The following is a 22,993-nucleotide window of genomic DNA, read 5'->3' as shown; positions in this document are numbered from 1 at the left end:
GTCGTCCGTCCGGCCGTGCGGCGGCTGTGGAAGACTTCCGGCGTGATCAGTGCGTCCGCCCGGCTGCTGCGGCTGGTCTCCGTGCTGGCCGCCCGGCCGTCGTGGACCTGCGCCGAGCTGGCCGAGCGCACCGGGGTCACCGAGCGCACGGTGCGCCGCGACATCGCCCGGCTGCGGGAGATCGGCTACGCCGTCGAGTCCGAACCGGGCCCCTGGGGCGGCTACCGGCTGCGGGCCGGGTCCCGGGTGCCGCCGCTGATCCTGGACGACGAGGAGGCCCTCGCCGTGGCCGTGGGCCTGCGCGAGGCCGCGCTGAGCGGGGCGCTCGGCGGCGACCAGGCCGCCCTGTCGGCGCTGCTGAAGCTGCGCCAGGTGCTGCCGCGCCGGATCGCGGAGCGGCTGGAGGAGATGGACGCGGCCTTCGTGCACACCCCGCGCACCGCCGAGCCGCAGATCACCTCCGGGATGCTGCTGGAGCTGGCCGCCGCCTGCCGCCGGGCCGAGCGCGCCCGGCTGGCGTACCGGGACGGCAAGGGGCGGTCCACCGTCCGGGACGTCGATCCGCACCGGCTCGTGCACACCGGCCGCCGCTGGTACTTCGTCGCCCGGGACGTGGACCGCGACGAGTGGCGCACCTTCCGCGCCGACCGGGTCGAGCGCCTCCAGCCGACCGGGCAGCCGGTGGAGCTGACCGACCCGCCCGACCCGGCCCAGCTCGTCTCCCGCTCCACCGCCAACGGCCCCTACCCGCTGACCGCGACCGTCCGCCTCCCGCTGCCCCTGGAACAGGCGCTGCGGCTGGTCCCGGCGACCGTCGGCACCCACCGCCCGGACGGCCCCGGCGCCACCGTCGTCGAGATCGGCGGCCCGGACCCGGACGGCCTCGCCGGGTACCTGCTCGGTCTGGCCGTACCCCTGCGGGTCCTGGACCCGGACTCCGTGCGCGAGGCGCTGGTGCGCCGCGCCCGCGAGCTGCTGGCCGCCCAGCCGGAGGACTGACCGCCCCGGATCAGGCTCCACCGAGGGGCCGTGCGAGGTGGTGGTTCCGTCGTGCGGAGGGGCCGCCGGGGTCGACAGGGCGTCGGCAAAAGGGCGTCCGGGGCGGGCGTAGCGTAGGGGACATGACGAAGTACGGATCCTTTCCCGGTACGCGACCTCGTCGGCTGCGCACCACTCCCGCCATGCGGCGCATGGTCGCCGAGACCCGGCTGCACCCGGCCGATCTCATCCTGCCCGCCTTCGTGCGCGAGGGTGTCGCCGAGCCGGTGCCGATCACGGCGATGCCCGGGGTCGTGCAGCACACCCGCGACAGCCTGAAGAAGGCCGCCGCCGAGGCGGTCGCCGCCGGGATCTCCGGGATCATGCTCTTCGGCGTGCCGGAGGAGGCCAGGAAGGACGCCGCCGGTACGGCGGGCACCGACCCGGACGGGATCCTCCAGGTGGCGCTGCGCGACGTGCGGGCCGAGGTCGGCGACGACCTGCTCGTCATGTCCGACCTGTGCCTGGACGAGTTCACCGACCACGGCCACTGCGGTGTCCTGGACGCCGAGGGCCGCGTCGACAACGACGCGACGCTGGAGCGGTACGCCGAGATGGCCCAGGTCCAGGCCGACGCGGGCGCCCATGTCGTGGGCCCCAGCGGGATGATGGACGGGCAGATCGGCGTCATCCGCGACGCGCTCGACCAGATCGGCCGGGAGGACGTCGCCGTCCTCGCCTACACCGCGAAGTACTCCTCCGCCTTCTACGGTCCCTTCCGCGAGGCGGTCGGCTCCTCGCTCCAGGGGGACCGCAAGACCTACCAGCAGGACCCGGCGAACCTGCGCGAGTCGCTGCGCGAGCTGGCCCTCGACCTGGAGGAGGGCGCCGACATGGTCATGGTCAAGCCGGCCGGTCCCTACCTCGACGTCCTGGCCGAGGTCGCGGACGCGGTGGACGTGCCGGTGGCCGCGTACCAGATCTCCGGTGAGTACTCGATGATCGAGGCCGCGGCCGAGAAGGGCTGGGTGGACCGGGAGCGGGCCATCCTGGAGACCCTGACCGGCATCAAGCGGGCCGGGGCGCGGAACATCCTCACCTACTGGGCCGTCGAGGTCGCGCAGAAGCTGCGCTGAGGACCGGGCTGGACGGCGGCCGTCGCACACGGCCGCCCCAGCGACGCCGAGTCCGTGGACGGCCCCTCGTCGCGTACGCCCTCACCGTCGTCGCAGCCCGTCAGGGCGGCCGAGGCGGCGAGCACGAGCACCGTCGCGGCGAGCAGCCGGACGCGGGCGCGGGCGGGGCGTGCGCGGGTGGGACGTGCGGACATGGGAGATCCCCCTGAGGCGGGCACGAGCGGTTCTTGTGAGGTGGAGGCCGTGGTCGGCGGCGGGTCGTGCCCAGCTTGATCCGTGGGCACGACCCCGCGCCACAACCGGCCGCCGATGCGGGACGCCGGAACGTCACAACCCCCTGTGACCTGCACAGACGGCGTCCCTCTGGGATGCGGTACGGGACGTGGATCAGAAGTCCACGGCCGGTCCCATGGTGCTCTCCCAGTACGTCACCGTCAGCTTGTCGTCGACGTAGACGCTCCTGCCGGGCAGCGCGACCGTGCCGATGGAGCCGTCGTCGAAGGGGATCGTCAGGGTGTTGACGGTGTGCCCGTGGTCGCCGTCGCCGGACAGGAGCACGCCCGCGTAGCCGGACTGGCCCGGCTCCAGCGTGGTCACCGCCTGCGGCTTGGTCTCCTCGGCCACCGGCGGCACCGACTGCGCCTCGCCGAAGCGGGCCGCCGGGTACATGGGCAGCATGCAGGTCTTCGAACCCGTGTTCGTTGCGGTGATCAGCAGGTGGTTGATGGGACGGGAGACCGTGGCGGCCTTGAAGCGCAGGCTCTTGGCCCCGCACTTCGCGAGCTCCCCGGAGGACGCGTCGGAGTCGCCGGTGTCCCGCGAGCCCGCGCCGGAACCGCCGGTGCTGCCGCTGCCCTTGGATGTGCCGCCGTTCACGGAGGAACCCTTCCCGGCGGCGGAACCCGAGCCGGAACCGGAGCCCGCGCCCGTCCCGGTGCCGGTCTCGCCCGGGGCCTTCGCGTCGGCGGAGGCGGCGCCCGACGGCTGCTCGTTCTGTACGGAACCCGCGGGGGCGGCGGAGGACGCGGCGCCCGCGCCGTTGTCGTCGCCGCCGCTCTGGCAGGCCGTCAGGGACAGGGCCGCGGCGGCGATCGCGGCGGCGGTGAACAGCCGGGTGCGGCGGGTGCGGCGGATGCGAGCGGACATGGGAACTCCTCGGTAGGGCTGAGTGGACGGCCGTGGAGAACGGCGCTCGACCGGTCGCCGTGAGGCGGTGGGCCGGGAGCGCCGTGTTCGGCTGCTCCACAGCTTGTGGGAGGATCCGTCCCAGCGGCCACAGCTGCCGGGGCAACCGGGACGCTGGAACGCCAAAAGCGGGTCTGACCTGCGGGAACGGCAACCGTCTGGGACGCCGTCCGGGGATGCGAGGAGGGGGCTGGAGGGTGACCGGGGACGATTTCGCCGGGCTGCTGCGGGAGCTGAAGGAGCGGTCCGGACTCAGTTACGGGGCCCTCGGCAAGCGCCTGCACATGAGCGCGTCGACCGTGCACCGGTACGTCAGCGGTGACGTCGTACCGACCGACTACGCGCCCGTCGAGCGGCTGGCCCGCCTCTGCCGGGCCACCCCCGACGAACTCCTCGAACTGCACCGCCGCTGGGTCCGCGCGGACGCGCTGCGCGGGACGAAGGGGGCGGGCCCGGCGGCCGGGGAGACGGCGGCCGGGGAGGAGGAAGCGGCGGACGAGACGGCACCCGCCGGCCGTTCCGCCGGGACCGGATCACCGGCCGCGCCGGACCCGGCCTCCGCCCTTCCCGGTCCCGGCTCGAGAGCCGACTCCCGCCGCGGATCCGGTCCCGACTCCGGTCCCGACTCCGGTCCCGACTCCGGTCCCGGCTCCGGCTCCGGTCCCGACTCCGGCTCTCGGGACGCGGGCGGCCCGCGCGCCCGCCGCCGTCCCACCGCCCTGCTCGCGGGCGCCGGGATCGTGGCGGTGGCCGCCGCGACCGCGCTCGTGGTGCACCTGGTGCCGGGCGGCCGCTCCCATCCGTCCGGCACCGCCGAAGGCGCCGCGGCGGCGGTCTCCGCCACCGGCAGCGGCCCCAGCGCCACGCCCCCGGGGGACCCGGACGGCAGCGCGTCCCCCTCCCTCTCGCCCTCGCGCTCCGCCTCCGCCCCGCCGTCCTCCCCGGCCCCCGGGCACACCCCGGCCGCCCCGCGCTCCACCGCGCCCCTCACGAACGGCCGGCCGGACACCGTGCCGATCACGGTCGGCGTCACCCCGTACTACTGGGACGTGCCCTGCGAGCAGAGCTTCCTGGTGGACCGCAGCCCGAAGAACGTGCCGCCGCCGCCCGGACTCCAGGACGTGGTCGGCTGGGGCGCGCCGCTGGGCGCGGTCGCCGCCGACCGCCAGGTGGTCGTGCTCACCGTGCAGGGCAGCGGCGCCGAGACGGTCGTGCTCCAGGGGCTGCACGTGCGGGTGGTGCGCAGCGACGCGCCGCTGACGTGGAACTCGTACGCGATGAGCAACGGCTGCGGCGGCGGGGTGGACACCAAGTCCTTCGACGTCTCACTCGACCTGGGCAACCCGCTGGCCCAGCCCATCGGCGGACAGCGGAACTTCCCGTACAAGGTCAGCGAGTCCGACCCCGAGGTGTTCTACGTCAACGGGCACACCGCCGGGCACGACGTGAGCTGGTACCTGGAGCTGGACTGGTCCAGCGGCGACCGGCACGGCACCGTCCGCGTCGACGACCACGGCAAGCCGTTCCGCACCAGCGGGGCGCAGGGCCGTCCGCGCTACGTCAGCCCGCTGGGCGGCCACGGCTGGGAACGGGAACTGGGGAGCTGAGTGCACCCGGCCCCGGGCGCGGCCAAGTGCCGTGGGCGGCTAGGTTGTTCGCGATCGGACGACTTTTCCAGGGAGACGCGCCATGCCCGGTGATGCCCTCAGCCCCGACTCCGCCGAGCTGCGGAGCCGGATCGACTCGACCAAGCCGCATCCGGCGCGGGTCTACGACGTCCTGCTGGGCGGCAAGGACCACTACCCGGTCGACCGGGAGGCGGCGGCGCGGGCCATCGCCCAGCACCCCCGGGGCTTCCTCACCGCCCGGTACAACCGCGACTTCCTGCGCCGCGCGGTCACCACGCTCGTACGGGACGAGGGCGTGCGCCAGTTCCTGGATGTCGGCACCGGCCTGCCGACCGCCGAGAACGTCCACCAGATCGCCCAGCGCCTGGCCCCCGAGACCCGGGTCGTCTACGTCGACAACGACCCGATCGTGCTGACCCACGCCCGCGCGCTGCTCACCTCCGGGCCCGAGGGCCGCACCGACTACGTCGACGCCGATCTGCGCGACCCGGCGCGGATCCTCGAAGAGGCCGCCCGCACGCTCGACCTCGGCCGGCCCGTGGCGCTGGTGCTGCTCGCGGTGCTGCACTTCATCGAGGACGAGGCGGCCTACGCCCTGGTCCGCGACCTGCTGGCGGCGCTGCCCCCGGGGAGCTGGCTGGTCCTGAGCCATCTGGCCGAGGACCTCAACCCGGCGGGCACCTCCAAGGTGGTCGGCTCCCTGAAGAAGAGCGGGATGACCTTCGTGTTGCGCACGCGCGAGCAGGTCGAGCGGTTCTTCGACGAGAACGGGCTGACCCCCGCCGAGCCGGGCATCGTCCCCGTGCACCACTGGCGCCCGGACGGCGCGGCGCCCGTGCTGCGCGTGCCGGACCCGGAGTACCTGGAGTCCCTGGAGCTGATCGACCGGATCAGGTACGCCGACATCAACGACCCCTCGGCGGGCGACCCCAGCATCCACGCGGCCATCGCCCGCAAGCCCTGACCACACCACCCCTTCGCACCCCAGGAGGAACGACGTGCCCGGTGACGCCCTCAGCCAGGACCCCGCCGAGATCCGGGGCCGGATCGACACGACCAGGGCCCATCCGGCGCGCGTCTACGACGTCTTCCTGGGCGGCAAGGACCACTACCCGGCCGATCTCGCCGCGGCCGCCGCCGGACTCGCCGCCAACCCGCGCGGTTACCTCGACGTCCGGCACAACCGCGACTTCCTGCGCCGGGCCGTGACCACGCTCGCCGCCGAGGACGGCATCCGCCAGTTCCTCGACATCGGCACCGGCCTGCCGACCGCCGAGAACGTCCACCAGATCGCCCAGCGGACCGACCCCGGCGCACGGGTGGTGTACGTCGACAACGACCCCGTCGTCCTCGCGCACGCCCGCGCGCTGCTCACCTCCGGGCCCGAGGGCCGCACCGACTACATCGACGCCGACCTCCGCGACCCCGCGCACATCCTCGAACAGGCCGCGAACACCCTCGACTTCGACCGGCCGATCGCCCTCTGCCTGGTCGCTATCCTGCACTTCGTCGCGGACGAGGAGGCGTACCCGCTCGTCCGCGAACTGCTGGACGCGCTGCCCGCCGGGAGCCGGCTGGTCCTCAGCCACCTCACCGACGACCTCAACCCGGAGAACGTCCGCGCGGTGCAGCGCGCCTACACCGAGCGCGGCTTCACCTTCGTGCTGCGCTCCCGCGCGGATGTCGCCCGCTTCCTCACGGACAACGGCCTGGAGACGGCCGCGCCCGGTGTGGTCCCCGTCCACCACTGGCGCCCCGACCACGCCGCGCCCGTCCCCGAACAGCCCGATCCGGCCTACCTCGACACCCTCGACGACATCGAGAAGGTCCGCTACCGCGCCATCGACGACGTCACCGACGCCGACATCAACGTGTACGCGGCACTCGGCGTCAAGCCGTAGCCCGGGGCGCCGCCGGTGCGCTCAGTCCCACCAGAAGTGCCAGGACCGGCCGCCCGTCAGCGTCCGCGCGTACGCATCGAGCCCTTCCTCCACGCTGTCCGGGCAGAACGCGAAGTGCTCCGCCGCCACCGCCTCCGCCTCGGCGGGGGTGGCGGGCGGCGCGGCCACGGACACGGTGAGGTGGTCGAAGCCCAGCGCCACGACCCGTATGCCGAAGCGGTCCTCCCACGAGCGGAGCACCGCGCACAGCCGGGCCACGTCCTCCTCGTGGTTCACCGGGCCGCTCCAGCCGATCGCCGCCGGTATGTCCGCGCTGCGCCGCGCGGGCACCAGCGCCAGATGCGGGTCCTTCAGCCAGGGCCGCCCCTCCGCGAGCGCGTCCGCCAGCTCCGCCGCCCGTACGTCCGGCGCGGCCGTCAGCGACAGCGGCTCGGCCAGCCCCGGCCACTCGCCCGCCCGCTCCACCGCCCACTCCGGCCAGCACTCCGCGAGCACGTCCTCGGCGTCATGGTCACCCGGATACGACGTCTCGCCGGGCATCAGCTCCCAGTCCTCCGGGCCGCCCTGACCGCCGTTCAGATCCAGCAGCACCGGCAGCAGGCCCACCCGGGCGGCGGGCCCGCCCAGCGCCGCCCAGTTGCCGGGCGCCACGGCGCGCCCGGCGCACCACATCAGCGGTTCGCGCCACGGACCGTCGTCCGTCGCGTCGATCAGGCTCCCGGGCGGCAGTTGCAGCCCGAGGGAACGCCCGCTCGGATCGGCGGCGAGCTTGGGCAGCGGATTCGGAAGAGTCGCCATGCCAGTGACTGTAGGCGCAGCCACTGACAATCCCTCACCTGACCGAGTCGGTGAACGCTTCCCAAGTCGCCGGTGAGACACGGAGGGTGGGCGCGTCCTCCGTGTTCTTCGAGTCACGGATGTGGATGGTGTGGGGGCAGGCGGCGACTTCGAGGCACTGCCCGCCTTCGCTGCCGCTGTAGCTGGACTTCCGCCAGGTGTAGGCGGCTTCAACGCATGCGCCGCCCTCGCTTCCGCTGTAGCTCGACTTGAACCACTCAAGTGAGGTACTCATTGATCTCCTAGCAGACGGTCGAGCAGGCCCTTCGACTCCCCCGGAGTCATGGCCTGTGACCGCAGCATCGCATACTTGCGGGCCAGCACGGACACCTCGTCCGGGGCCGCCACCCACTGGCTCCCGCGCTGCCCTTCCGTGTAGGCGAGGTGCTGGTGGTCCGAGGTCTCCAGCAAGGTGAAGGGACCGTCCAGACCAGCGCTGCTGGGCGCCCGCATGGGCAGAAACTGCAAGGACATACCCGGCCGTTCGGCATACTCGCGCAGGCGGCGCAGTTGCTCGCGGCGGACGCGGTCCCCTCCGACGCGGAGGTGCAGCACCGGCTCCCAGACGATGAAGCTCATCGTCGGCGGACACTTGCGCTGGAGGATCTCCTGGCGGCCGATGCGTCCCGCGAGCTTCGTCGCCAGTTCGTCCTCGTCGTACGCGGGGACCCGCTCGCACAGTACGGCGCGCGCGTACGGCTCCGTCTGGAGCAGACCGGGCAGTACCGCGTTGTCGTACCAGGAGAGCGAGACCGCTTCCCGCTCATGGACCATGTACTGCTCGGCGTACATCGGGAACTGGTCGATCTCCGGCAGCTTGTCCACCCCGGCCGCCAGCATCCCCTTGGTGTCGAGGAGTACGTCCATCGCCTCCGCGACATCCGGCATCAGCGGTCGTCTGCCCTGCTCGATCGAGGCGACGGTCTCCTCGTCCACCATCAGCCGTTCCGCCAGCACGCGCTGCGTGAAACCGGCCGCTTTCCTCGCGGCCTGCACCTGCGCGCCCAGCATCTTCAGCGTCGAGAAGTTCTTCTTCCGTGGCTGCTTCTTGGTGCTCATGCCGGTCCAACTCCCCACGCCCCGCTCGTGGTGACCCTTGCCGACCCGTACAGATTACGCGTACGGGTTCACTCACTGATCCAGCGTAGTGACTCTGCGCGACATTCGTCCCGTGATTCAGTCAACCGAACTCCCCTACCAGCGCGACCAGTTCTACCGTCGTGACCGCCGGTCCGTGCCGGCCGCCCGGCGGCTGTCCGAGTGGGCGCTGCGGTTCTGGGGGCTGGCCGAGTGGACGCGGGCCGAGGACGTGGCCCTGTGCACCAGCGAGCTGGCCACCAACGCGCTGCTGCACGGCGTACCGCCGGGCCGTGGCTTTCTCCTGCGGGTGCGCTACGACGGCGCCGTCGTGCGCGTCGAGGTGCACGACAGCGGTGACGGCGTGCCGCGCATCCCGGAGGGGCCCCCGGACGCGGCCGAGGGCGGACGCGGGCTGCTGCTCGTGTCCGCCCTCAGCGACAAGTGGGGCGTGGGGGAGCGGAACCCGGGCAAGGTGGTGTGGGCCGAGTTCGCTCGGTGACTCAGAGCCGTTCGGGCGCCTGGATGCCCAGCAGGGCCATGCCCTGCCGGAGCGTGCGGCCGGTGGCGTCGGTCAGGAAGAGGCGGTTCTCCACCTGCTCCGGCGTCTCGGCCTTCAGGACCGGGCACTTGTCGTAGAACGTGGTGAACAGGGACGCGAGCTGGTAGAGGTACGCCGTCAGCTTGTGCGGGGCGTACTCGGCGGCGGCCTCCGCGACCGTCTCCGCGAACTGGTCCGCGTGCAGCCCGAGCGCCCGCTCGGCCGGGGACAGCTCCAGCTCGGGGTGGGCCACCGGACGGACCTCGCCCGCCTTGCGCTGGATGGACTGGGTCCGGGCGTACGCGTACTGGAGGTAGACCGACGTGTCGCCGTTGAGCGAGACCATCTGGTCCAGGTCGAACTTGTAGTCCCGGCTCGCCGAGGTCGACAGGTCCGCGTACTTCACCGCGCCGATGCCCACCTGGGCGCCGCGCTCGGCGATCTCCTGCTCGGACAGGTCCCGCGCCTTCTCGCGCACGACCGCCGAGGCGCGGTCGATCGCCTCGTCCAGCAGGTCGACCAGGCGCACCGTCTCGCCCTCACGGGTCTTGAACGGCTTGCCGTCCTTGCCGAGGACCGTGCCGAAGGCGAGCTGCCGGGCCTTGACGTCCGCGCCGAGCCAGCCCGCCCGGCGCGCGGTCTCGAAGACCATCTTGAAGTGCAGGGACTGCCGTGCGTCCACCACGTACAGCAGGGTGTCGGCCTTCAGGCTGAAGACGCGGTCGCGGATCGCGGACAGGTCGGTGGCCGCGTAGCCGTAGCCGCCGTCCGACTTCTGGACGATCAGCGGGACCTTGTTGCCGTCGGGGCCCAGGATGTCGTCGAAGAAGACGCACAGCGCGCCCTCGGAGCGGACCGCGACGCCCGACTCCTCCAGGAGGCGGCAGGTCTCGGCCAGCATGTCGTTGTACCCGGACTCGCCGACGATGTCCGCGTCCCGGATCTCCATGTCCAGCTTCTCGAAGACGGAGAAGAAGTAGATCTTCGACTCGTCGACGAACTTCTGCCACATGGCGAGCGTGTGCGGGTCACCGGCCTGGAGGTCGACCACCCGGCGCCGGGCGCGCGTCTTGAACTCCTCGTCGGAGTCGAACTTCCTGCGCGCGGCCTTGTAGAGGCGGTCGAGGTTGGACATCGCCTCCTCGCCGCTCACCTCTCCGGCCCGGTGGTCCAGCTCGTGCGGGTGCTCGTCCAGATACTGGATGAGCATGCCGAACTGGGTGCCCCAGTCGCCGATGTGGTGGCGGCGCACCACGGTCTCCCCGGTGAACTCCAGGAGCTGGACGACCGCGTCGCCGATGACCGCCGAGCGCAGATGGCCGACGTGCATCTCCTTGGCGACGTTCGGCTGGGCGTAGTCGATGACCGTGGTGCCCGGGTGGTCGGCGTGCGGCACGCCGAGCCGGGCCGCCGGGTCGGTGACCCGCGCGGACAGGTTCTCGATGATCGCCTTGTCGGTGACCGTGATGTTGAGGAAGCCGGGGCCGGAGACCTCGATGTCCCCGATCACGTCACCGGTGACCACCCGCTCCACGACCTGCGCCGCCAGCTCGCGCGGGTTCGCCTTGGCCTTCTTGGCCAGCGCCAGGATCCCGTTGGCCTGGAAGTCGGCCCGGTCGCTTCGTCGCAGCAGCGGGTCCGCGGCGGCGGCCTCCGGCAGGGCGGCCGAGAGCGCGTTCGCGAGACGCTGGTGGACGGAGGCGGTGAGGGACGTGACCGAGGCCATAGGAATGGGTGCCGTTCTCGTCTGGGGATAATGAGTCCCGCTCAGTATCCCACGGGGGGTAAACCGAATTTTCCGTCCGCCCGGTCAACCCCGGGGCGCGTCCCTCCGTCCAACGCCGTGGAAAGGCGTTTTCGTGGATGCCGCCCGGCCTGGGAGAATGGGACGGTCAGCCGTGCGACCGCGTGGGCGGCCCACGGAGAGCTTCCGGAAACTCCAGGAAACTTCAGGAAAGAGGACGTGCCGATCGTGGCTCAGAGCACCGAGACCACCGACTGGGTCTCCCGTTTCGCGGATGAGGTCATCGAGGAGTCGGAGCGCCGGGCCCCTGGCAAACCCGTGGTCGTCGCCTCCGGTCTGTCCCCGTCCGGCCCCATCCACCTGGGCAACCTGCGCGAGGTCATGACCCCGCACCTGGTCGCCGACGAGATCCGCCGCCGCGGCCACCAGGTCCGGCACCTGATCTCCTGGGACGACTACGACCGCTACCGCAAGGTCCCGGCGGGCGTCCCCGGCGTCGACGAGTCGTGGGCCGAGCACATCGGCAAGCCGCTGACCTCCGTCCCCGCGCCCGCGGGCTCCGCCCACCCGAACTGGGCCGAGCACTTCAGGGCCGCCATGGTCGCCTCGCTCGCCGAGCTGGGCGTGGAGTTCGACGGGATCAGCCAGACCGCGCAGTACACCTCCGGGGTCTACCGCGAGCAGGTCCTGCACGCCATGCGGCACCGCGCCGACATCGACGCGATCCTCGCCCAGTACCGCACCAGGCCGAAGACCGGCGGCAAGAAGCAGCAGAAGCCGGCCGACGAGGCCGAGCTGGAGGCCGCCGAGGGCTCGGGCGCCGCCGCCGAGGACGACGGCAGCTCCGGCTCCGCCGGATACTTCCCGTACAAGCCGTACTGCGGCAACTGCGAGAAGGACCTCACCACCGTCACCGCCTACGACGACGACTCCACCGAGCTGACGTACACCTGCACGGCGTGCGCCTTCTCGGAGACCGTCCGGCTCAGCGAGTTCAACCGCGGCAAGCTGGTCTGGAAGGTCGACTGGCCGATGCGCTGGGCGTACGAGGGCGTGATCTTCGAGCCGTCCGGCGTCGACCACTCCTCGCCCGGCTCGTCCTTCCAGGTCGGCGGGCAGATCGTCGGCATCTTCGACGGCAAGCAGCCCATCGGTCCGATGTACGCCTTCGTCGGCATCTCCGGCATGGCCAAGATGTCCTCGTCCAAGGGCGGTGTGCCCACGCCCGGCGACGCGCTCCAGATCATGGAGCCGCAGCTGCTGCGCTGGCTGTACGCCCGTCGCCGCCCCAACCAGTCCTTCAAGATCGCCTTCGACCAGGAGATCCAGCGGCTGTACGACGAGTGGGACAAGCTGGCGGGCAAGGTCGCCGACGGCTCCGCGCTGCCCGGTGACGTCGCCGCGTACACCCGCGCGGTCGGCACCGCCTCCGGCGAGCTGCCCAGGACGGCCCGCCCGCTGCCGTACCGCACCCTCGCCTCGGTCGCCGACATCACCGCCGGCCACCAGGACCAGGCGCTGCGCATCCTCAGCGAGCTGGACCCGTCCGACCCGCTGTCCTCGCTGGACGAGTCCCGCCCGCGCTACGACAAGGCCGAGGCGTGGATCAACACCCACGTCCCCGCCGACCAGCGCACCATCGTCCGCGCCGAGCCCGACACCGACCTGCTGAAGTCGCTGGACGAGCCGTCCCGGCAGTCCGTGCGGCTCCTGCTCGACGGCCTCGCCGAGCACTGGTCGCTGGACGGCCTCACCCACCTGGTCTACGGCGTGCCCAAGGTCCAGGCCGGATTCTCCGCCGACGCCACGCCCAAGGAACTGCCGCCGGAGATCAAGACCGCCCAGCGGACGTTCTTCGCGCTCCTCTACCACCTGCTCGTCGGCCGCGACACCGGCCCGCGCCTGCCCACGCTGCTCCTCGCGGTGGGCCAGGAGCGGGTGCGGACGCTGCTCGGCGCGTAGGCGCTCCGCGGGACGCCGTAAGGCAACGGGAAGGGGGCCCTCCACCCGGAGGGCCCCCTTCCCGTTGCCGCGCGCGTGCGGCGCCTAGGCGATGTGCTCCTCCATCAGCTCGTCGTTGAGACGGGCCGTGAAGCGGTCCATGTACTGGTTCAGCTCGCGGGACTGGAGACGCACCCCGTACGCCGCCTCGACGTTCGCGGCGAAGGTGCCGGGCGTCGGCATACCCTCGCCCTCGATCGAGTACCGGAACACCTGGTACAGGCCCTCCTCGTCCGGCGCCTGCTCGGCCGTGCCGCCGCCGTCGCCCAGCTCACGGGTGCGGTTGGGGCCCGCGGGGACCGGGAAGCCGCCCGTGTCCTCGGGGGAGGGCTGCCGGGGAGCGGACCGCTGGGGGGCGGGCTGCTCCGATGCCTGCTGCTCCGGCTGGCCCGGCTGGTCGGGGTGCCGCTCCTCGTACCACTCGTCGTACGGCGGCTCCGGGCCGTACGACGGCTCCGGCTCGTACGTCGGGTCGTACCCGCCGTGGTAGTCGACCTGCCGCGGCGCCTGGAACCACGGGCTCTCCGCCGGGTCCGGCACATACGCCTGCTGCTCCGGCTCCGGGCCGCGCTCGGCCACCAGCGCGCGCGGCTGCCCGCCGCCCGGCACCGCCGCCCGCTGCGCCTCGGCGGCCACCGCCGGCTGCGGCGCGGGCACCGGCGGCAGCAGCGCGGGCTCGATACCCGCCGCCGCCAGGCCCGCAGGCGCCGTCTCCGCCAGCGGCACGCCGTAGCGGGCGAGCCGCAGCGGCATCAGCGACTCCACCGGAGCCTTGCGGCGCCAGGCCCGGCCGAAGCGCGAACGCAGCCGCGCCTGGTAGACCAGCCGCTCCTGCTCCAGCTTGATCACCTGCTCGTAGGAGCGCAGCTCCCACAGCTTCATCCGGCGCCACAGCAGGAACGTCGGCAGCGGCGACAGCAGCCAGCGGGTGAGGCGGACCCCCTCCATGTGCTTGTCGGCCGTGATGTCCGCGATCCGGCCCACGGCGTGCCGCGCCGCCTCCACCGCCACCACGAACAGCACCGGGATCACCGCGTGCATCCCGACACCCAGCGGATCCGGCCAGGCCGCAGCGCCGTTGAACGCGATCGTCGCCGTCGTCAGCACCCACGCCGTCTGACGCAGCAGCGGGAAGGGGATCCGGATCCACGTCAGCAGCAGATCCAGGGCGAGCAGCACACAGATGCCCGCGTCGATGCCTATCGGGAACACATAACTGAAGTCCCCGAAGCCCTTCTTGATGGCCAGCTCGCGCACGGCCGCGTACGAACCCGCGAAACCGATACCGGCGATGATCACGGCGCCGGCCACGACCACGCCGATCAGTACCCGGTGCATCCGAGTCAGCTGCAATGGCGCGGCCACTCGTACTCCCCTCCCCTTGCCTCCTGTTGCGCGCAACAGAGTGGCACATCCGTGCGGGGAACGGATGGCCGGATCCGGCGGTCCGCTCCGCCCGGCCGCGCGCGGACGGCTACCGAGCGGACTTCGACGCCGACTCCGAGGGCGACGTCGTCGCCGACGCCGAGGCGGAACCGGAGGCCGGCGCGGACGCCTTCCCGGACGCCCCACCGGACGCCTTCCCGGAGGGCGAGGACGCGTCCGAACCGCCCGAAGAGCCCGCACCACCGGCGCCGTTGACCGTCTTCACCGAGGCCACCGCCTCCTGGGCGGCCCGCACCGCGTCCTTCGTCAGGGCCTCAGCGTCCGGCGTCTTGTCACCGGCCAGACCCGCGCCGTTGTAGTCGAGCGTGACCACCACGTTCTCCACCCGGGCCACGACCGTCTGCTGCTTGAAGGTGCCTTCCTTCTTCTTCAGGTCGTAGCGCACCGCCGTCGCCTCGTCGCCCGCCCCGGACACCGGCTGCGACGACGTCTTGCGCGCACCCGACACCGACCGCGCGTCCTGCACCTGCTTGCCGTAGTACTCGCGCGCCTGCGCCTCGCCCGAACCGCGCGCCGTGTCCGACTCGAAACGCAGCAGCGAGACGTTCAGCCAGCGGTACTGGGACCCCTTCACGCCGTTGTTCGTCAGCCCGTTCCACGAGCAGCTCGCCCGCGTCGACACATCGCTGGAGGTGCCCGCCTTGGCGGACTTCTCACCGCCCGGCACCAGTTCGCCCAGCGTCTTCTTCGGCAGCATCCCGCACGGGTCCGGCAGCTTCCCGTAGGCCGCGGCCCGCACGGTCGGCGACGGGCTCGCCGACGCCGACGCCGAGGCGCCGCCCGAGGCCGCCGCGCTCGCCGTGCCGGACGCGTCGTCCGAACCGGAGTCCGAGGAGGACGAACAGGCGGCCGCCGTCAGCAGCAGCACCGGCAGCGCGGTCGCGCACACGACGGCACGGCGCAGCCGCGGTGCCCCCGCGGCACGCCCCTCCCGCTGGTCACGCCGGTCACGCTGTTCTCGCTGAGCTGCTCGCTGCATGGTTCCTTCACTCATGACGCTCGTGGTTCCCTGCGTTTCGGATCACGGTCTGATCAGGTCCGGGGGCCACCGTACGCAATCGGTCAGCGGCGTGGTCCGCCTTCCCGCGCATCCCGGCACCGCGCCAAGTGCCGCGCCCAGGACGTCAACCGCCCAGCGAATCCGCGAGCTGCGCCGCCAGTTTCCGGGCCCTGTCCTGCATTTCCTTGCTGTCCGGGACCGCGCCCACACCGGCCGGCTGCTCCTCGTACTCGATGGTCACGATCACGTTCGACGTGCGGAACGCCACAGTCACCGTCCGCTGCTTGACCGTCGAACCGGAGCTGCTGAGCGCGTCGTCGAGGAACGCCTCGTCGCCGAGGTCGTCGAGGGTGCGGGGCTGGATCTCGGCCGGGTCGGTGACGGGGGCGGAGGCCGTAGAAGAAGGCGCGGAGGGGGCGGAGGGGCCGCCGGTGGAGTGGGAGGAGGGCGCGCCGCCGGGGGTGCCGCCGGACGGCGACGGGGGCGGGGACTGGGATCCGGAGGAGCCGGAGGAGCCGGAGGAGCCGGACTGCGACTGCGAGCCGCCGGACGGGGTGAGCGGCGCGGGCAGGTCCGCGGCGCTCTGCCGGGTGGCGAAGACCGCCTCGGCCTGGCTGTCGTCGCTCACCGCGTTGTCGTAGGAGACGACCCGCTCGAAGTCGATGTGCAGATGGTCGGTGGCCTCGGCGGAGTCCACCTTCCAGCGGCAGCCGACCTTGCGGTCCGTGTCGTAGGTGAGCGTGGCCTCGCCGTCGTACGCCTTCTCGCGCTGCTCCGGGTCGGTGATCTGCTGGATGCCGGGCAGCAGCGTGTCGAGGGTGCCGTGGCCGACCGCGCGGCAGGCCTCCGGGAGCGTGCGGTACCTGCCCGGCTGGGCCGCCGCCGTCGCGGGTCCCGGACCGTCCGGGTTGGCGTCGTCCGCCCGGCCGCCGTCCGACGAGCCGCCGGAGCAGCCGGCCAGCAACAGCGCCGCGAACAACGCGGCGGCGCCGGATACGTACGCCTTCCGCAGCACGGTCAGGCTCCTCTCGACGGGGGTCGGTCACCCGGGCCGCCCGGCGGTTAATCGCTTGCCGGGCGGGGGCGTCTCCTGGAGACAATGTGTATCGCACGCACTGCCGTGGACGCCGGTCCGATGTCCTGTTTCGTCGACCTTGGCGCTGGTATTGCGATTCGCCACTTCTGAGACTTCTGTATGTTTACCGGGGGAATGAGCACGCTATGTCGTACGTGGAAATGCCGGGCGCGAAGGTGCCCATACGCCTGTGGACCGACCCCGCCTCGGTCGAGGACGTGGCGCTGCGCCAGCTCCAGAACGTCGCCACCCTGCCCTGGATCAAGGGCCTGGCCGTCATGCCCGACGTGCACTACGGCAAGGGCGCGACCGTCGGTTCCGTCATCGCCATGCGCGGCGCGGTCTGCCCGGCGGCGGTCGGTGTGGACATCGGCTGCGGCATGTCCGCGGTGAAGACGTCCCTCACCGCCAACGACCTCCCCGGCGACCTCTCCCGCCTGCGCTCCAGGATCGAACAGGCCATCCCGGTCGGCCGCGGCATGCACGACGACCCCGTCGACCCGCACGCCTTCCACGGCCTGGCCACGGCGGGCTGGGACGGCTTCTGGGGGCGGTTCGACGGTGTGGCCGAAGCGGTCAGATTCCGTCAGGAACGGGCGACGAAGCAGATGGGAACGCTCGGAGCGGGGAATCACCATATCGAACTTTCACTCGATTCTGAGGGTTCGGTCTGGCTCACGCTCCACTCCGGTTCGCGGAACATCGGCAAGGAACTGGCCGAGCATCACATCGGCGTCGCGCAGAAGCTCCCGCACAACCAGGACTTGGTCGACCGAGACCTGGCGGTGTTCGTCGCGGACACCCCGCAGATGGCCGCCTACCGCAACGACCTGTTCTGGGCGCAGGAGTACGCCAAGTACAACCGCACGCTCATGATGGCGCTGCTCAAGGATGTCGTCCGCAAGGAGTTCAAGAAGGCGAAGCCGGTCTTCGAGCAGGAGATCTCCTGTCACCACAACTACGTGGCGGAGGAACGTTACGACGGCATGGACCTGCTGGTCACCCGCAAGGGCGCGATCCGCGCGGGTTCCGGCGAGTACGGCATCATCCCCGGTTCCATGGGAACCAGTTCGTACATCGTGAAGGGCCTCGGCAACGAGAAGGCATTCAACTCGGCTTCGCACGGTGCCGGTCGCCGGATGAGCCGCAACGCCGCAAAGCGCCGCTTCTCCACGAAGGACCTGGAGGAGCAGACACGGGGCGTGGAGTGCCGCAAGGACTCCGGTGTGGTCGACGAGATCCCGGGTGCCTACAAGAACATCGACCAGGTGATGGCGCAGCAGCGCGATCTGGTCGAGGTCGTGGCGAAGCTGAAGCAGTTCATCTGTGTGAAGGGCTGACGCGCCGGGGCTCCGAGCGGGTGCTCGGAGCCTCGGTCCCGTGTCACTGAACGCTCGGCCTGGGGACTTGTCCGGTACGCAGCCGCCAGAGGCGGAGACTGCAACTCTGGTCGGTCCTGCCGAGTTTCTGTGCTGCTGCCCGGGGGCTGTTCAGGGTCAGCAGGATCCGGTCATCGCTCTCGGACCAGCGGCGGTGCCTGGAAGCCGCGCGCATGCCGCTGGGGCGGGCCCAGGCGGTGAGTGAGTCGGCCGCTTCTCGCTTGCGGCCGAGAGACAGACAACCTGGGTACCAGAGATGCGCTGCCAGGGCCTGCGCGGTCTCCATCGTGTAGAGGACGTTGTAGATGTCGTCGCGAGTGTTCCTCCTGGAAGCGCGTTCGACGCCGGTGATTTCCCTGGCGTACCGGCACAGGTAGACACTCATCGCCGTGCTGGCGGTGGTGAGGGAGACGAACGGGAAGCCCTTGCCGGTGAAGCCCACGGAACCGTCGGCGTCGATGACTCCGCGCAGGTAGTCGCGGGGGGAGAAGTCTCCGGCCGGGGGAGCGATGGAGGCGGATTTGCGGCCGTAGGGCAGGCCGATTTCGTTGAGCCGGGTCCTTGCCTCCAGGGAGCACAGGGTCCAGACGGCCGTGTGGGACGTCTCCGCGAAGTTCGTGGACCTGCTGCGTTCGGTGACGTTGCTGTAGTACGGCGTCAGTTTCTGGAACGACCGCAGGAGGTCGATGTCTTGAGCGCCGATCTCGACGGTCAGGCGTCCTTTCCTGCCGACTCCTCGGTACAGGGTTCCGTCCGCCTGCAAGAAGCCGAACATGTACGCGTACTCCGGGACGGTGAGGTCCATGAACCGGTGCGCGTTAGGCTCGCGGTCAGCCATGAGGAAGCGATTCCTTCCTTGCTGGTCAGGCCCTCGGTCGGGATGCCGCCCGGCCGGGGGCCGTCGTCTGAGGTGGTGGCGCGAGCCTAGATCGGGAGTTCGGGGTCCGTTCGGGTGATCGCCGAGGTTCACCCCTGTGGGTTATGCGAGCCGCTTCTCCAGCAGGGTCACCGCGTACGGGGTGCCCGTGGGGTTCGGTTTGGCGGGGTGTTCGCCGGTGGCCGTGTAGCCGGCCGTCTCGTAGTAGGCGCGCAGGCGGGGGTTGGTGGTGAGGCAGTCGAGGCGGGCGTAGGGGCGGCCGGTGGCGGTGATGCGGGACTCGGCCTCGGCGAGGAGGCGGCGGCCGGTGCCGGGCGGGGCGGTGTGCGGGGCGGTCATCAGGCGGTGGATGTAGCCGGCGTCGGCGGGGCGGGGGCCCCAGGCGTCGGGGTCGTCCCACCACAGTTCCCAGGCGCCGGCCAGATGCCCGCCCGCGTAAGCGAGCCAGACCTCGCCCTCGCGCATCCGGGTGCGGAAGTGGGCCTCGTCCTTCTCGCCCGGCTTCCACTGGTCGATGCCGCGGGCCAGCTGCCACAGGGCGGCGCTGTCGCGCAGCCGGACCAGCAGCGGCGCGTCGGCGGGGACGGCGCGGCGGAAGGACAGCGGCGGCCGGGTGGCGGGGGCGGGCTCCAGGAGGTGGGCGCGCAGGGTGGCGGCGAGCGCGGACGCGTCGAGTTCCAGGGCGTCGGTGACGTACGCCTCGACGGAGCCGTACTTCTGCCTCAGGGCGGCCAGGAACAGGCGCATCACCGCGGCGGGGGCGCGGCCGTAGCCGGGCCAGCGGGGGGTGCGTCCGCCGTTGCGGGCCCGCCAGTCGGCCAGCAGCATCGGGGTGGCCAGCTCGGTGAGGGAGAAGTCCTCGACGACGGTGGGCTCGGGGACGCCGAGCAGGGTCAGGACCAGCGCGGCCAGTTCGCCCGTGCGGTCCTTGCCGGAGGCGCAGTGGAAGACCAGCGGGGTGCCGGAGACGGCCGCGTCGCGGATCAGCTCCAGGGCGGCGCGGATCTCCTTGGTGCCGTCCTCGGCCACTTCGAGGTAGCGCTCGGCCAGATACGGGCCCGGGTCCACCTCGGGGCCCAGCGCGGGCTGGTCGTAGGGGCGGTGCTCGATGCTGAGGTTGTGGTAGGTGAAGGAGGGGTGCTCCGGGATTCGGCCCTGGCGCTCGGCCTCCCAGCCGTGGCGCAGGTCGATCACGGTGCCGATCCCCAGGGCGAGGAAGCGGTCCCAGTCCGGGGCGGCGCGGTCCAGCTTGCCGAGGCCGTCGGCGCGGTAGAGGAGGCGCGGGCGGACCCGCAGGCCGTCCTCGGTGGCGTATCCGCCGAGGTCACGGACGTTGCGCAGGGCGTCGAAGCGTATGTGTCTGTCCACGGTCGGTCACCCTACGGGGGGTCGACGCGACCGCGCGGGGCCTCACTTGGCGTGGCGGACCGCGTAGATCATGACGAACGCCACCACGTGGATGCCGAAGAGGAAGTAGCCGAGGTAGTACCAGACGTAGCGCTCGCGCTTCTTCTCCTCCGCCAGGCGCCGCTGCTCGGCGGCGGTCCGCTCCCGGGCGGGCGGCCCCTGGGCGGCGGGGCCAGGTCCGGGGGTGTCCGGCCCGGGGGTGTCCGGTCCGGAGGCGTTCTGTGGCGTCGTCATCGTCATCACCGCTCCCGGTGCACCTTGGTGTTCGACGCCTGGGCGCGCGGGCGCACGACCAGGAGGTCGATGTTGACATGGCTGGGGCGGGTCACCGCCCAGGTGATGGTGTCCGCGACGTCGTCGGCGGTCAGCGGCTCGGCGACGCCCTCGTAGACCTTGGCGGCCTTCTCGGTGTCGCCGCCGAAGCGGGTCAGCGCGAACTCCTCGGTGCGGACCATGCCGGGCGCGACCTCGACGACCCGGACCGGCTGCCCGACGATCTCCAGGCGCAGCGTCTCGGCGAGGACGTGCTCGCCGTGCTTGGCGGCGACGTACCCGGCGCCGCCCTCGTAGGTGCCGAGGCCGGCCGTGGAGGAGACGACGACCACCGTGCCGTCGCCGCTCGCGGCGAGCTTGGGCAGCAGGGCCTGGGTGATGTTGAGGGTGCCGATGACGTTGGTCTCGTACATCGCGCGCCACTGGGCGGGGTCACCGGTGGCGACCGGGTCGGCGCCGAGCGCGCCGCCCGCGTTGTTCACCAGGACGCCGATGGTGCGGAAGGCGCTCGCGAACTCGTCGACGGCGGCCCGGTCGGTGACGTCGAGCTGGTAGGCGGTGGCGGAGTGGCCGGCCGCGGTGATCTCCTCGGCCAGCGCCTCGATGCGGTCCTTGCGGCGGGCGGTCAGCACCACGCGGTAGCCCGCGGCGGCGAGCTGCCGGGCCGTGGCGGCGCCGATACCGCTGCTCGCACCGGTGACCACGGCGATGCGGGAGGCGGCGGACGGTGCGGCGGTGGCCATGGGCTGCTCCTCGGGTTCGTGCGCTCGGCTCAGCCCAGCGTAGGCGAACCTCAGCCGCCGTTCCTCGGGGCCCACATGATCAGCGCCATTCCGGCCAGGCAGACCGCGGCGCCCGCGAGGTCCCAGCGGTCGGGCCGGTAGCCGTCCGCGACGACGCCCCACAGGATGGATCCGGCCACGAAGATCCCGCCGTAGGCGGCGAGGATGCGGCCGAAGTGCGCGTCGGGCTGGAAGGTGGCGACGAAGCCGTACGCGCCGAGCGCGAGCACGCCGCCGGCCGCCCACAGCCAGCCACGGTGTTCGCGCACGCCCTGCCAGACCAGCCAGGCGCCGCCGATCTCGAAGAGCGCGGCGACGACGAAGAGGGCGGCGGAGCGGAGGATCAGCGGCATGGGGGCAGCTTTTCATCACGGCGGTCGCGGGGGGCTTCGCGGGGCGGCCGGGCCGGGCCGGTCAGGGGCAGGGGGGTGGCCGGGTGGTGCGGTGGGTCCGTCAGGGGGTGGCCGGGGTGGTGCGGAGGGTCCGTCAGGGGGTGGCCGGGGTGGTGCGGCGGGCCCAGGGCGGGGTCCAGATGTCGCCGGGGGCGCGCCGGGTGCGGGCGGCGCGCAGGAGGTGGTCGCGCAGGGCGGCGAGCGCGGGGTGCGGGTTGTCGCGGTGGTGCAGGAGGCAGTGCGGGTACGCCGGGACCGGGTGGCGCAGCGGGATGCGGCGCAGGTCGTAGTCGGCGGGCCAGAGCACGCGGGTGAGTTCGCCGACGAAGGTGGTCAGGGTGGGTGACTCGGCCAGGACGTCGGGCAGCGGCTCGGTGCCGAAGTGGGGGCCGATCACGTCGATGGTGAGGCCGAAGGCGGCGGCGAGGTCGGCGTAGTAGGCGGCCCACTCGGTGCCGCTGCCCAGCTCGGGCATCCAGATCGGGTGCCCGGCGAGGTCGGCGGGGCGGACGGCGCGGGCGTCGGCGAAGGGGTGGGCCGGGCCGGTGAGCAGGTGCAGGGGCTCGTCCAGGACGGGGACGGCCGCGATGTCGTCGGGCAGGTTCCGGCCGGGCTGGAGGACGGCGCGGAACGAGGCGTCCACGGTGCCGGCGCGGAGCGCGGCCACCGCCGCGTCGGCGTCGTAGAGGGTGACCACGTCGAGCGCGGTGTCCGGGTGGGCGCGCAGGAAGTCGCGCAGCAGCCCGGAGGGGGCGAGCTTGCGGCCGATGACGTCCACGCGCAGCGCGCGCCGGCCGGGGCGTACGGAGGCGGCGGCGCGTTCGGCGGCGCGCAGGAGTTCGCGGGCGTGCGGCAGGAACGCCTGGCCGTCGACGGTGAGCCGGGCGCCGCGCGCGGTGCGGGTGAACAGCCGGGTGCCGAGGGTCTTCTCCAGGGCGGCCACCCGCTTGGAGACGGCCTGCTGGGTGACGGCCAGATCGGTGGCGGCGTCCTGGAAGCGGCCCGCGTCGGCGGCGGCGACGAAGGTGCGTACGGCGGTGAGGTCCAGGTCCGGGTCCACGTCGGCCGACCCTACTGCCACCGTGCCGTCACAACCGCCGGTTGTGGGCCACGTGCCCCGGCGGTTGTTTGCCGGGCGGGACGGGCGGGGGCTTGGATGGGCGGCCGGTCGGCGGCGGTGGACCGGCCGGGCGGCTGCGGGAGGAGAGCGCGCGTGGGGCGTGAACGGGGACAACGGGAACAACGAGGGCAGCGGGAACAACGAGGGCAGCGGGAACAACGGGGACAACGGGAACAGCGACGGGAGCGGCAGGGGCGGCAGGGGCAGCGGCGGC

The 22,993-nt window shown here is 72.4% G+C and carries 23 protein-coding genes; 8 read left to right on the top strand and 15 right to left on the bottom strand.

From position 1 onward, the window contains the following. Nucleotides 1–42: 42 nt before the first annotated feature. The gene (locus tag R4Z62_RS14170; RefSeq protein WP_064534463.1) at nucleotides 43–999 is read left to right on the top strand and encodes a helix-turn-helix transcriptional regulator; all 957 of its coding nucleotides are present in this window, start codon (nucleotides 43–45) and stop codon (nucleotides 997–999) included. A gap of 122 nt (nucleotides 1,000–1,121) precedes the next feature. Then, on the top strand, nucleotides 1,122–2,114 hold the full coding sequence (hemB, locus tag R4Z62_RS14165) for a porphobilinogen synthase (RefSeq protein ID WP_491519958.1): 993 nt from the start codon (nucleotides 1,122–1,124) through the stop codon (nucleotides 2,112–2,114). On the opposite strand, the gene R4Z62_RS14160 is transcribed toward hemB, so the two are convergent. Both R4Z62_RS14160 and R4Z62_RS14155 read right to left on the bottom strand, forming a co-directional pair. Then, entirely contained in the window at nucleotides 2,078–2,308 is a 231-nt protein-coding gene (locus R4Z62_RS14160; RefSeq protein ID WP_382843155.1) for a hypothetical protein, read from the bottom strand. The two genes, hemB and R4Z62_RS14160, sit on opposite strands and share 37 nt — an antisense overlap. A 193-nt stretch (nucleotides 2,309–2,501) precedes the next feature. Further along, the gene (locus R4Z62_RS14155) at nucleotides 2,502–3,260 is read right to left on the bottom strand and encodes a DUF4232 domain-containing protein (RefSeq protein ID WP_491519957.1); all 759 of its coding nucleotides are present in this window, start codon (nucleotides 3,258–3,260) and stop codon (nucleotides 2,502–2,504) included. 236 nt (nucleotides 3,261–3,496) lie between these two features. Here R4Z62_RS14155 and R4Z62_RS14150 point away from each other — a divergent pair, with 236 nt between their 5' ends. The 3 genes from R4Z62_RS14150 (at nucleotide 3,497) to R4Z62_RS14140 (ending at nucleotide 6,828) form a co-directional block, all read left to right on the top strand. Then, a complete protein-coding gene (locus R4Z62_RS14150) occupies nucleotides 3,497–4,906 on the top strand; it encodes a helix-turn-helix domain-containing protein (protein WP_491519956.1) in 1,410 nt (469 codons plus the stop codon). A gap of 82 nt (nucleotides 4,907–4,988) precedes the next feature. Further along, a complete protein-coding gene (locus R4Z62_RS14145; protein ID WP_491519955.1) occupies nucleotides 4,989–5,891 on the top strand; it encodes an SAM-dependent methyltransferase in 903 nt (300 codons plus the stop codon). Between the two features lie 34 nt (nucleotides 5,892–5,925). Further along, nucleotides 5,926–6,828 carry an SAM-dependent methyltransferase gene (locus tag R4Z62_RS14140; protein WP_491519954.1) on the top strand — a complete coding sequence of 301 codons (903 nt, stop codon included), beginning with the start codon at nucleotides 5,926–5,928 and terminating at the stop codon, nucleotides 6,826–6,828. 21 nt (nucleotides 6,829–6,849) lie between these two features. On the opposite strand, the gene R4Z62_RS14135 is transcribed toward R4Z62_RS14140, so the two are convergent. From R4Z62_RS14135 to R4Z62_RS14125, 3 genes are read right to left on the bottom strand one after another with little or no spacing between them, the layout of a single operon-like run. Next, nucleotides 6,850–7,626, bottom strand: a complete 777-nt coding sequence (locus R4Z62_RS14135; protein ID WP_381736825.1) for a DUF4253 domain-containing protein — start codon at nucleotides 7,624–7,626, stop codon at nucleotides 6,850–6,852. 34 nt (nucleotides 7,627–7,660) lie between these two features. Next, the gene (locus tag R4Z62_RS14130; protein WP_355483426.1) at nucleotides 7,661–7,900 is read right to left on the bottom strand and encodes a DUF397 domain-containing protein; all 240 of its coding nucleotides are present in this window, start codon (nucleotides 7,898–7,900) and stop codon (nucleotides 7,661–7,663) included. Next, a complete protein-coding gene (locus R4Z62_RS14125; RefSeq protein ID WP_355483428.1) occupies nucleotides 7,897–8,724 on the bottom strand; it encodes a helix-turn-helix domain-containing protein in 828 nt (275 codons plus the stop codon). The genes R4Z62_RS14130 and R4Z62_RS14125 overlap by 4 nt, the downstream gene beginning before the upstream one ends. Before the next feature lie 112 nt (nucleotides 8,725–8,836). Between R4Z62_RS14125 and R4Z62_RS14120 the strand changes: the two genes are divergently transcribed. Then, entirely contained in the window at nucleotides 8,837–9,244 is a 408-nt protein-coding gene (locus tag R4Z62_RS14120) for an ATP-binding protein (RefSeq protein ID WP_491519953.1), read from the top strand. 1 nt (nucleotide 9,245) lies between these two features. On the opposite strand, the gene argS is transcribed toward R4Z62_RS14120, so the two are convergent. Then, nucleotides 9,246–11,009, bottom strand: a complete 1,764-nt coding sequence (gene argS, locus R4Z62_RS14115) for an arginine--tRNA ligase (protein WP_389470910.1) — start codon at nucleotides 11,007–11,009, stop codon at nucleotides 9,246–9,248. 237 nt (nucleotides 11,010–11,246) lie between these two features. Between argS and lysS the strand changes: the two genes are divergently transcribed. Beyond that, the gene (gene lysS, locus R4Z62_RS14110; RefSeq protein WP_491519952.1) at nucleotides 11,247–12,989 is read left to right on the top strand and encodes a lysine--tRNA ligase; all 1,743 of its coding nucleotides are present in this window, start codon (nucleotides 11,247–11,249) and stop codon (nucleotides 12,987–12,989) included. Between the two features lie 84 nt (nucleotides 12,990–13,073). Here the strand turns inward: lysS and R4Z62_RS14105 are convergent, their stop codons facing one another. The 3 genes from R4Z62_RS14105 to R4Z62_RS14095 all read right to left on the bottom strand — a co-directional run bounded on the left by R4Z62_RS14105 (nucleotide 13,074) and on the right by R4Z62_RS14095 (nucleotide 16,489). Continuing rightward, complete coding sequence (locus R4Z62_RS14105) at nucleotides 13,074–14,366, bottom strand: DUF2637 domain-containing protein (protein WP_491519951.1); 1,293 nt, start codon at nucleotides 14,364–14,366, stop codon at nucleotides 13,074–13,076. Nucleotides 14,367–14,502: 136 nt separating this feature from the next. Then, nucleotides 14,503–15,468: a DUF3558 family protein gene (locus tag R4Z62_RS14100; RefSeq protein ID WP_079159028.1), complete on the bottom strand. Its 966-nt coding sequence runs from the start codon at nucleotides 15,466–15,468 to the stop codon at nucleotides 14,503–14,505. Between the two features lie 130 nt (nucleotides 15,469–15,598). Further along, nucleotides 15,599–16,489 carry a DUF3558 domain-containing protein gene (locus R4Z62_RS14095; protein WP_491519950.1) on the bottom strand — a complete coding sequence of 297 codons (891 nt, stop codon included), beginning with the start codon at nucleotides 16,487–16,489 and terminating at the stop codon, nucleotides 15,599–15,601. 206 nt (nucleotides 16,490–16,695) lie between these two features. Between R4Z62_RS14095 and R4Z62_RS14090 the strand changes: the two genes are divergently transcribed. Then, the gene (locus R4Z62_RS14090) at nucleotides 16,696–17,889 is read left to right on the top strand and encodes an RtcB family protein (RefSeq protein WP_491519949.1); all 1,194 of its coding nucleotides are present in this window, start codon (nucleotides 16,696–16,698) and stop codon (nucleotides 17,887–17,889) included. Nucleotides 17,890–17,932: 43 nt separating this feature from the next. On the opposite strand, the gene R4Z62_RS14085 is transcribed toward R4Z62_RS14090, so the two are convergent. From R4Z62_RS14085 to R4Z62_RS14060, 6 genes are all read right to left on the bottom strand, one after another. Next, nucleotides 17,933–18,766 (bottom strand): hypothetical protein, encoded by an 834-nt coding sequence (locus tag R4Z62_RS14085; RefSeq protein ID WP_491519948.1) that lies wholly within the window; start codon nucleotides 18,764–18,766, stop codon nucleotides 17,933–17,935. 141 nt (nucleotides 18,767–18,907) lie between these two features. Further along, nucleotides 18,908–20,173: a GNAT family N-acetyltransferase gene (locus tag R4Z62_RS14080; RefSeq protein ID WP_491519947.1), complete on the bottom strand. Its 1,266-nt coding sequence runs from the start codon at nucleotides 20,171–20,173 to the stop codon at nucleotides 18,908–18,910. Nucleotides 20,174–20,215: 42 nt separating this feature from the next. Further along, a complete protein-coding gene (locus tag R4Z62_RS14075) occupies nucleotides 20,216–20,452 on the bottom strand; it encodes a hypothetical protein (protein WP_064534480.1) in 237 nt (78 codons plus the stop codon). Beyond that, a complete protein-coding gene (locus R4Z62_RS14070) occupies nucleotides 20,452–21,228 on the bottom strand; it encodes an SDR family NAD(P)-dependent oxidoreductase (protein WP_064537567.1) in 777 nt (258 codons plus the stop codon). The genes R4Z62_RS14075 and R4Z62_RS14070 overlap by 1 nt, the downstream gene beginning before the upstream one ends. 50 nt (nucleotides 21,229–21,278) lie before the next feature. Then, on the bottom strand, nucleotides 21,279–21,620 hold the full coding sequence (locus tag R4Z62_RS14065; protein WP_037887565.1) for a YnfA family protein: 342 nt from the start codon (nucleotides 21,618–21,620) through the stop codon (nucleotides 21,279–21,281). A 133-nt stretch (nucleotides 21,621–21,753) separates the two neighbouring features. Then, nucleotides 21,754–22,719: a LysR family transcriptional regulator gene (locus R4Z62_RS14060; RefSeq protein ID WP_382843177.1), complete on the bottom strand. Its 966-nt coding sequence runs from the start codon at nucleotides 22,717–22,719 to the stop codon at nucleotides 21,754–21,756. Nucleotides 22,720–22,993: the final 274 nt, after the last annotated feature.

This window comes from Streptomyces sp. PL-25, from assembly GCF_058344915.1.
Note: the sequence above shows the minus strand (reverse complement) of the source record. Positions and strands in the feature narration are given on the sequence as shown.

Bases quoted from the DNA above. Each gene is read 5' to 3' on its own strand.
- R4Z62_RS14130 (WP_355483426.1), bottom strand. From the start codon at position 7,900: ATGAGTACCTCACTTGAGTGGTTCAAGTCGAGCTACAGCGGAAGCGAG.
- R4Z62_RS14160 (WP_382843155.1), bottom strand. From the start codon at position 2,308: ATGTCCGCACGTCCCACCCGCGCACGCCCCGCCCGCGCCCGCGTCCGG.
- R4Z62_RS14135 (WP_381736825.1), bottom strand. From the start codon at position 7,626: ATGGCGACTCTTCCGAATCCGCTGCCCAAGCTCGCCGCCGATCCGAGC.
- R4Z62_RS14125 (WP_355483428.1), bottom strand. From the start codon at position 8,724: ATGAGCACCAAGAAGCAGCCACGGAAGAAGAACTTCTCGACGCTGAAG.
- hemB (WP_491519958.1), top strand. From the start codon at position 1,122: ATGACGAAGTACGGATCCTTTCCCGGTACGCGACCTCGTCGGCTGCGC.
- R4Z62_RS14155 (WP_491519957.1), bottom strand. From the start codon at position 3,260: ATGTCCGCTCGCATCCGCCGCACCCGCCGCACCCGGCTGTTCACCGCC.
- R4Z62_RS14075 (WP_064534480.1), bottom strand. From the start codon at position 20,452: ATGACGATGACGACGCCACAGAACGCCTCCGGACCGGACACCCCCGGG.
- R4Z62_RS14070 (WP_064537567.1), bottom strand. From the start codon at position 21,228: ATGGCCACCGCCGCACCGTCCGCCGCCTCCCGCATCGCCGTGGTCACC.
- R4Z62_RS14100 (WP_079159028.1), bottom strand. From the start codon at position 15,468: ATGAGTGAAGGAACCATGCAGCGAGCAGCTCAGCGAGAACAGCGTGAC.
- R4Z62_RS14105 (WP_491519951.1), bottom strand. From the start codon at position 14,366: ATGCACCGGGTACTGATCGGCGTGGTCGTGGCCGGCGCCGTGATCATC.
- R4Z62_RS14090 (WP_491519949.1), top strand. From the start codon at position 16,696: ATGTCGTACGTGGAAATGCCGGGCGCGAAGGTGCCCATACGCCTGTGG.
- argS (WP_389470910.1), bottom strand. From the start codon at position 11,009: ATGGCCTCGGTCACGTCCCTCACCGCCTCCGTCCACCAGCGTCTCGCG.
- R4Z62_RS14085 (WP_491519948.1), bottom strand. From the start codon at position 18,766: ATGGCTGACCGCGAGCCTAACGCGCACCGGTTCATGGACCTCACCGTC.
- R4Z62_RS14065 (WP_037887565.1), bottom strand. From the start codon at position 21,620: ATGCCGCTGATCCTCCGCTCCGCCGCCCTCTTCGTCGTCGCCGCGCTC.
- R4Z62_RS14145 (WP_491519955.1), top strand. From the start codon at position 4,989: ATGCCCGGTGATGCCCTCAGCCCCGACTCCGCCGAGCTGCGGAGCCGG.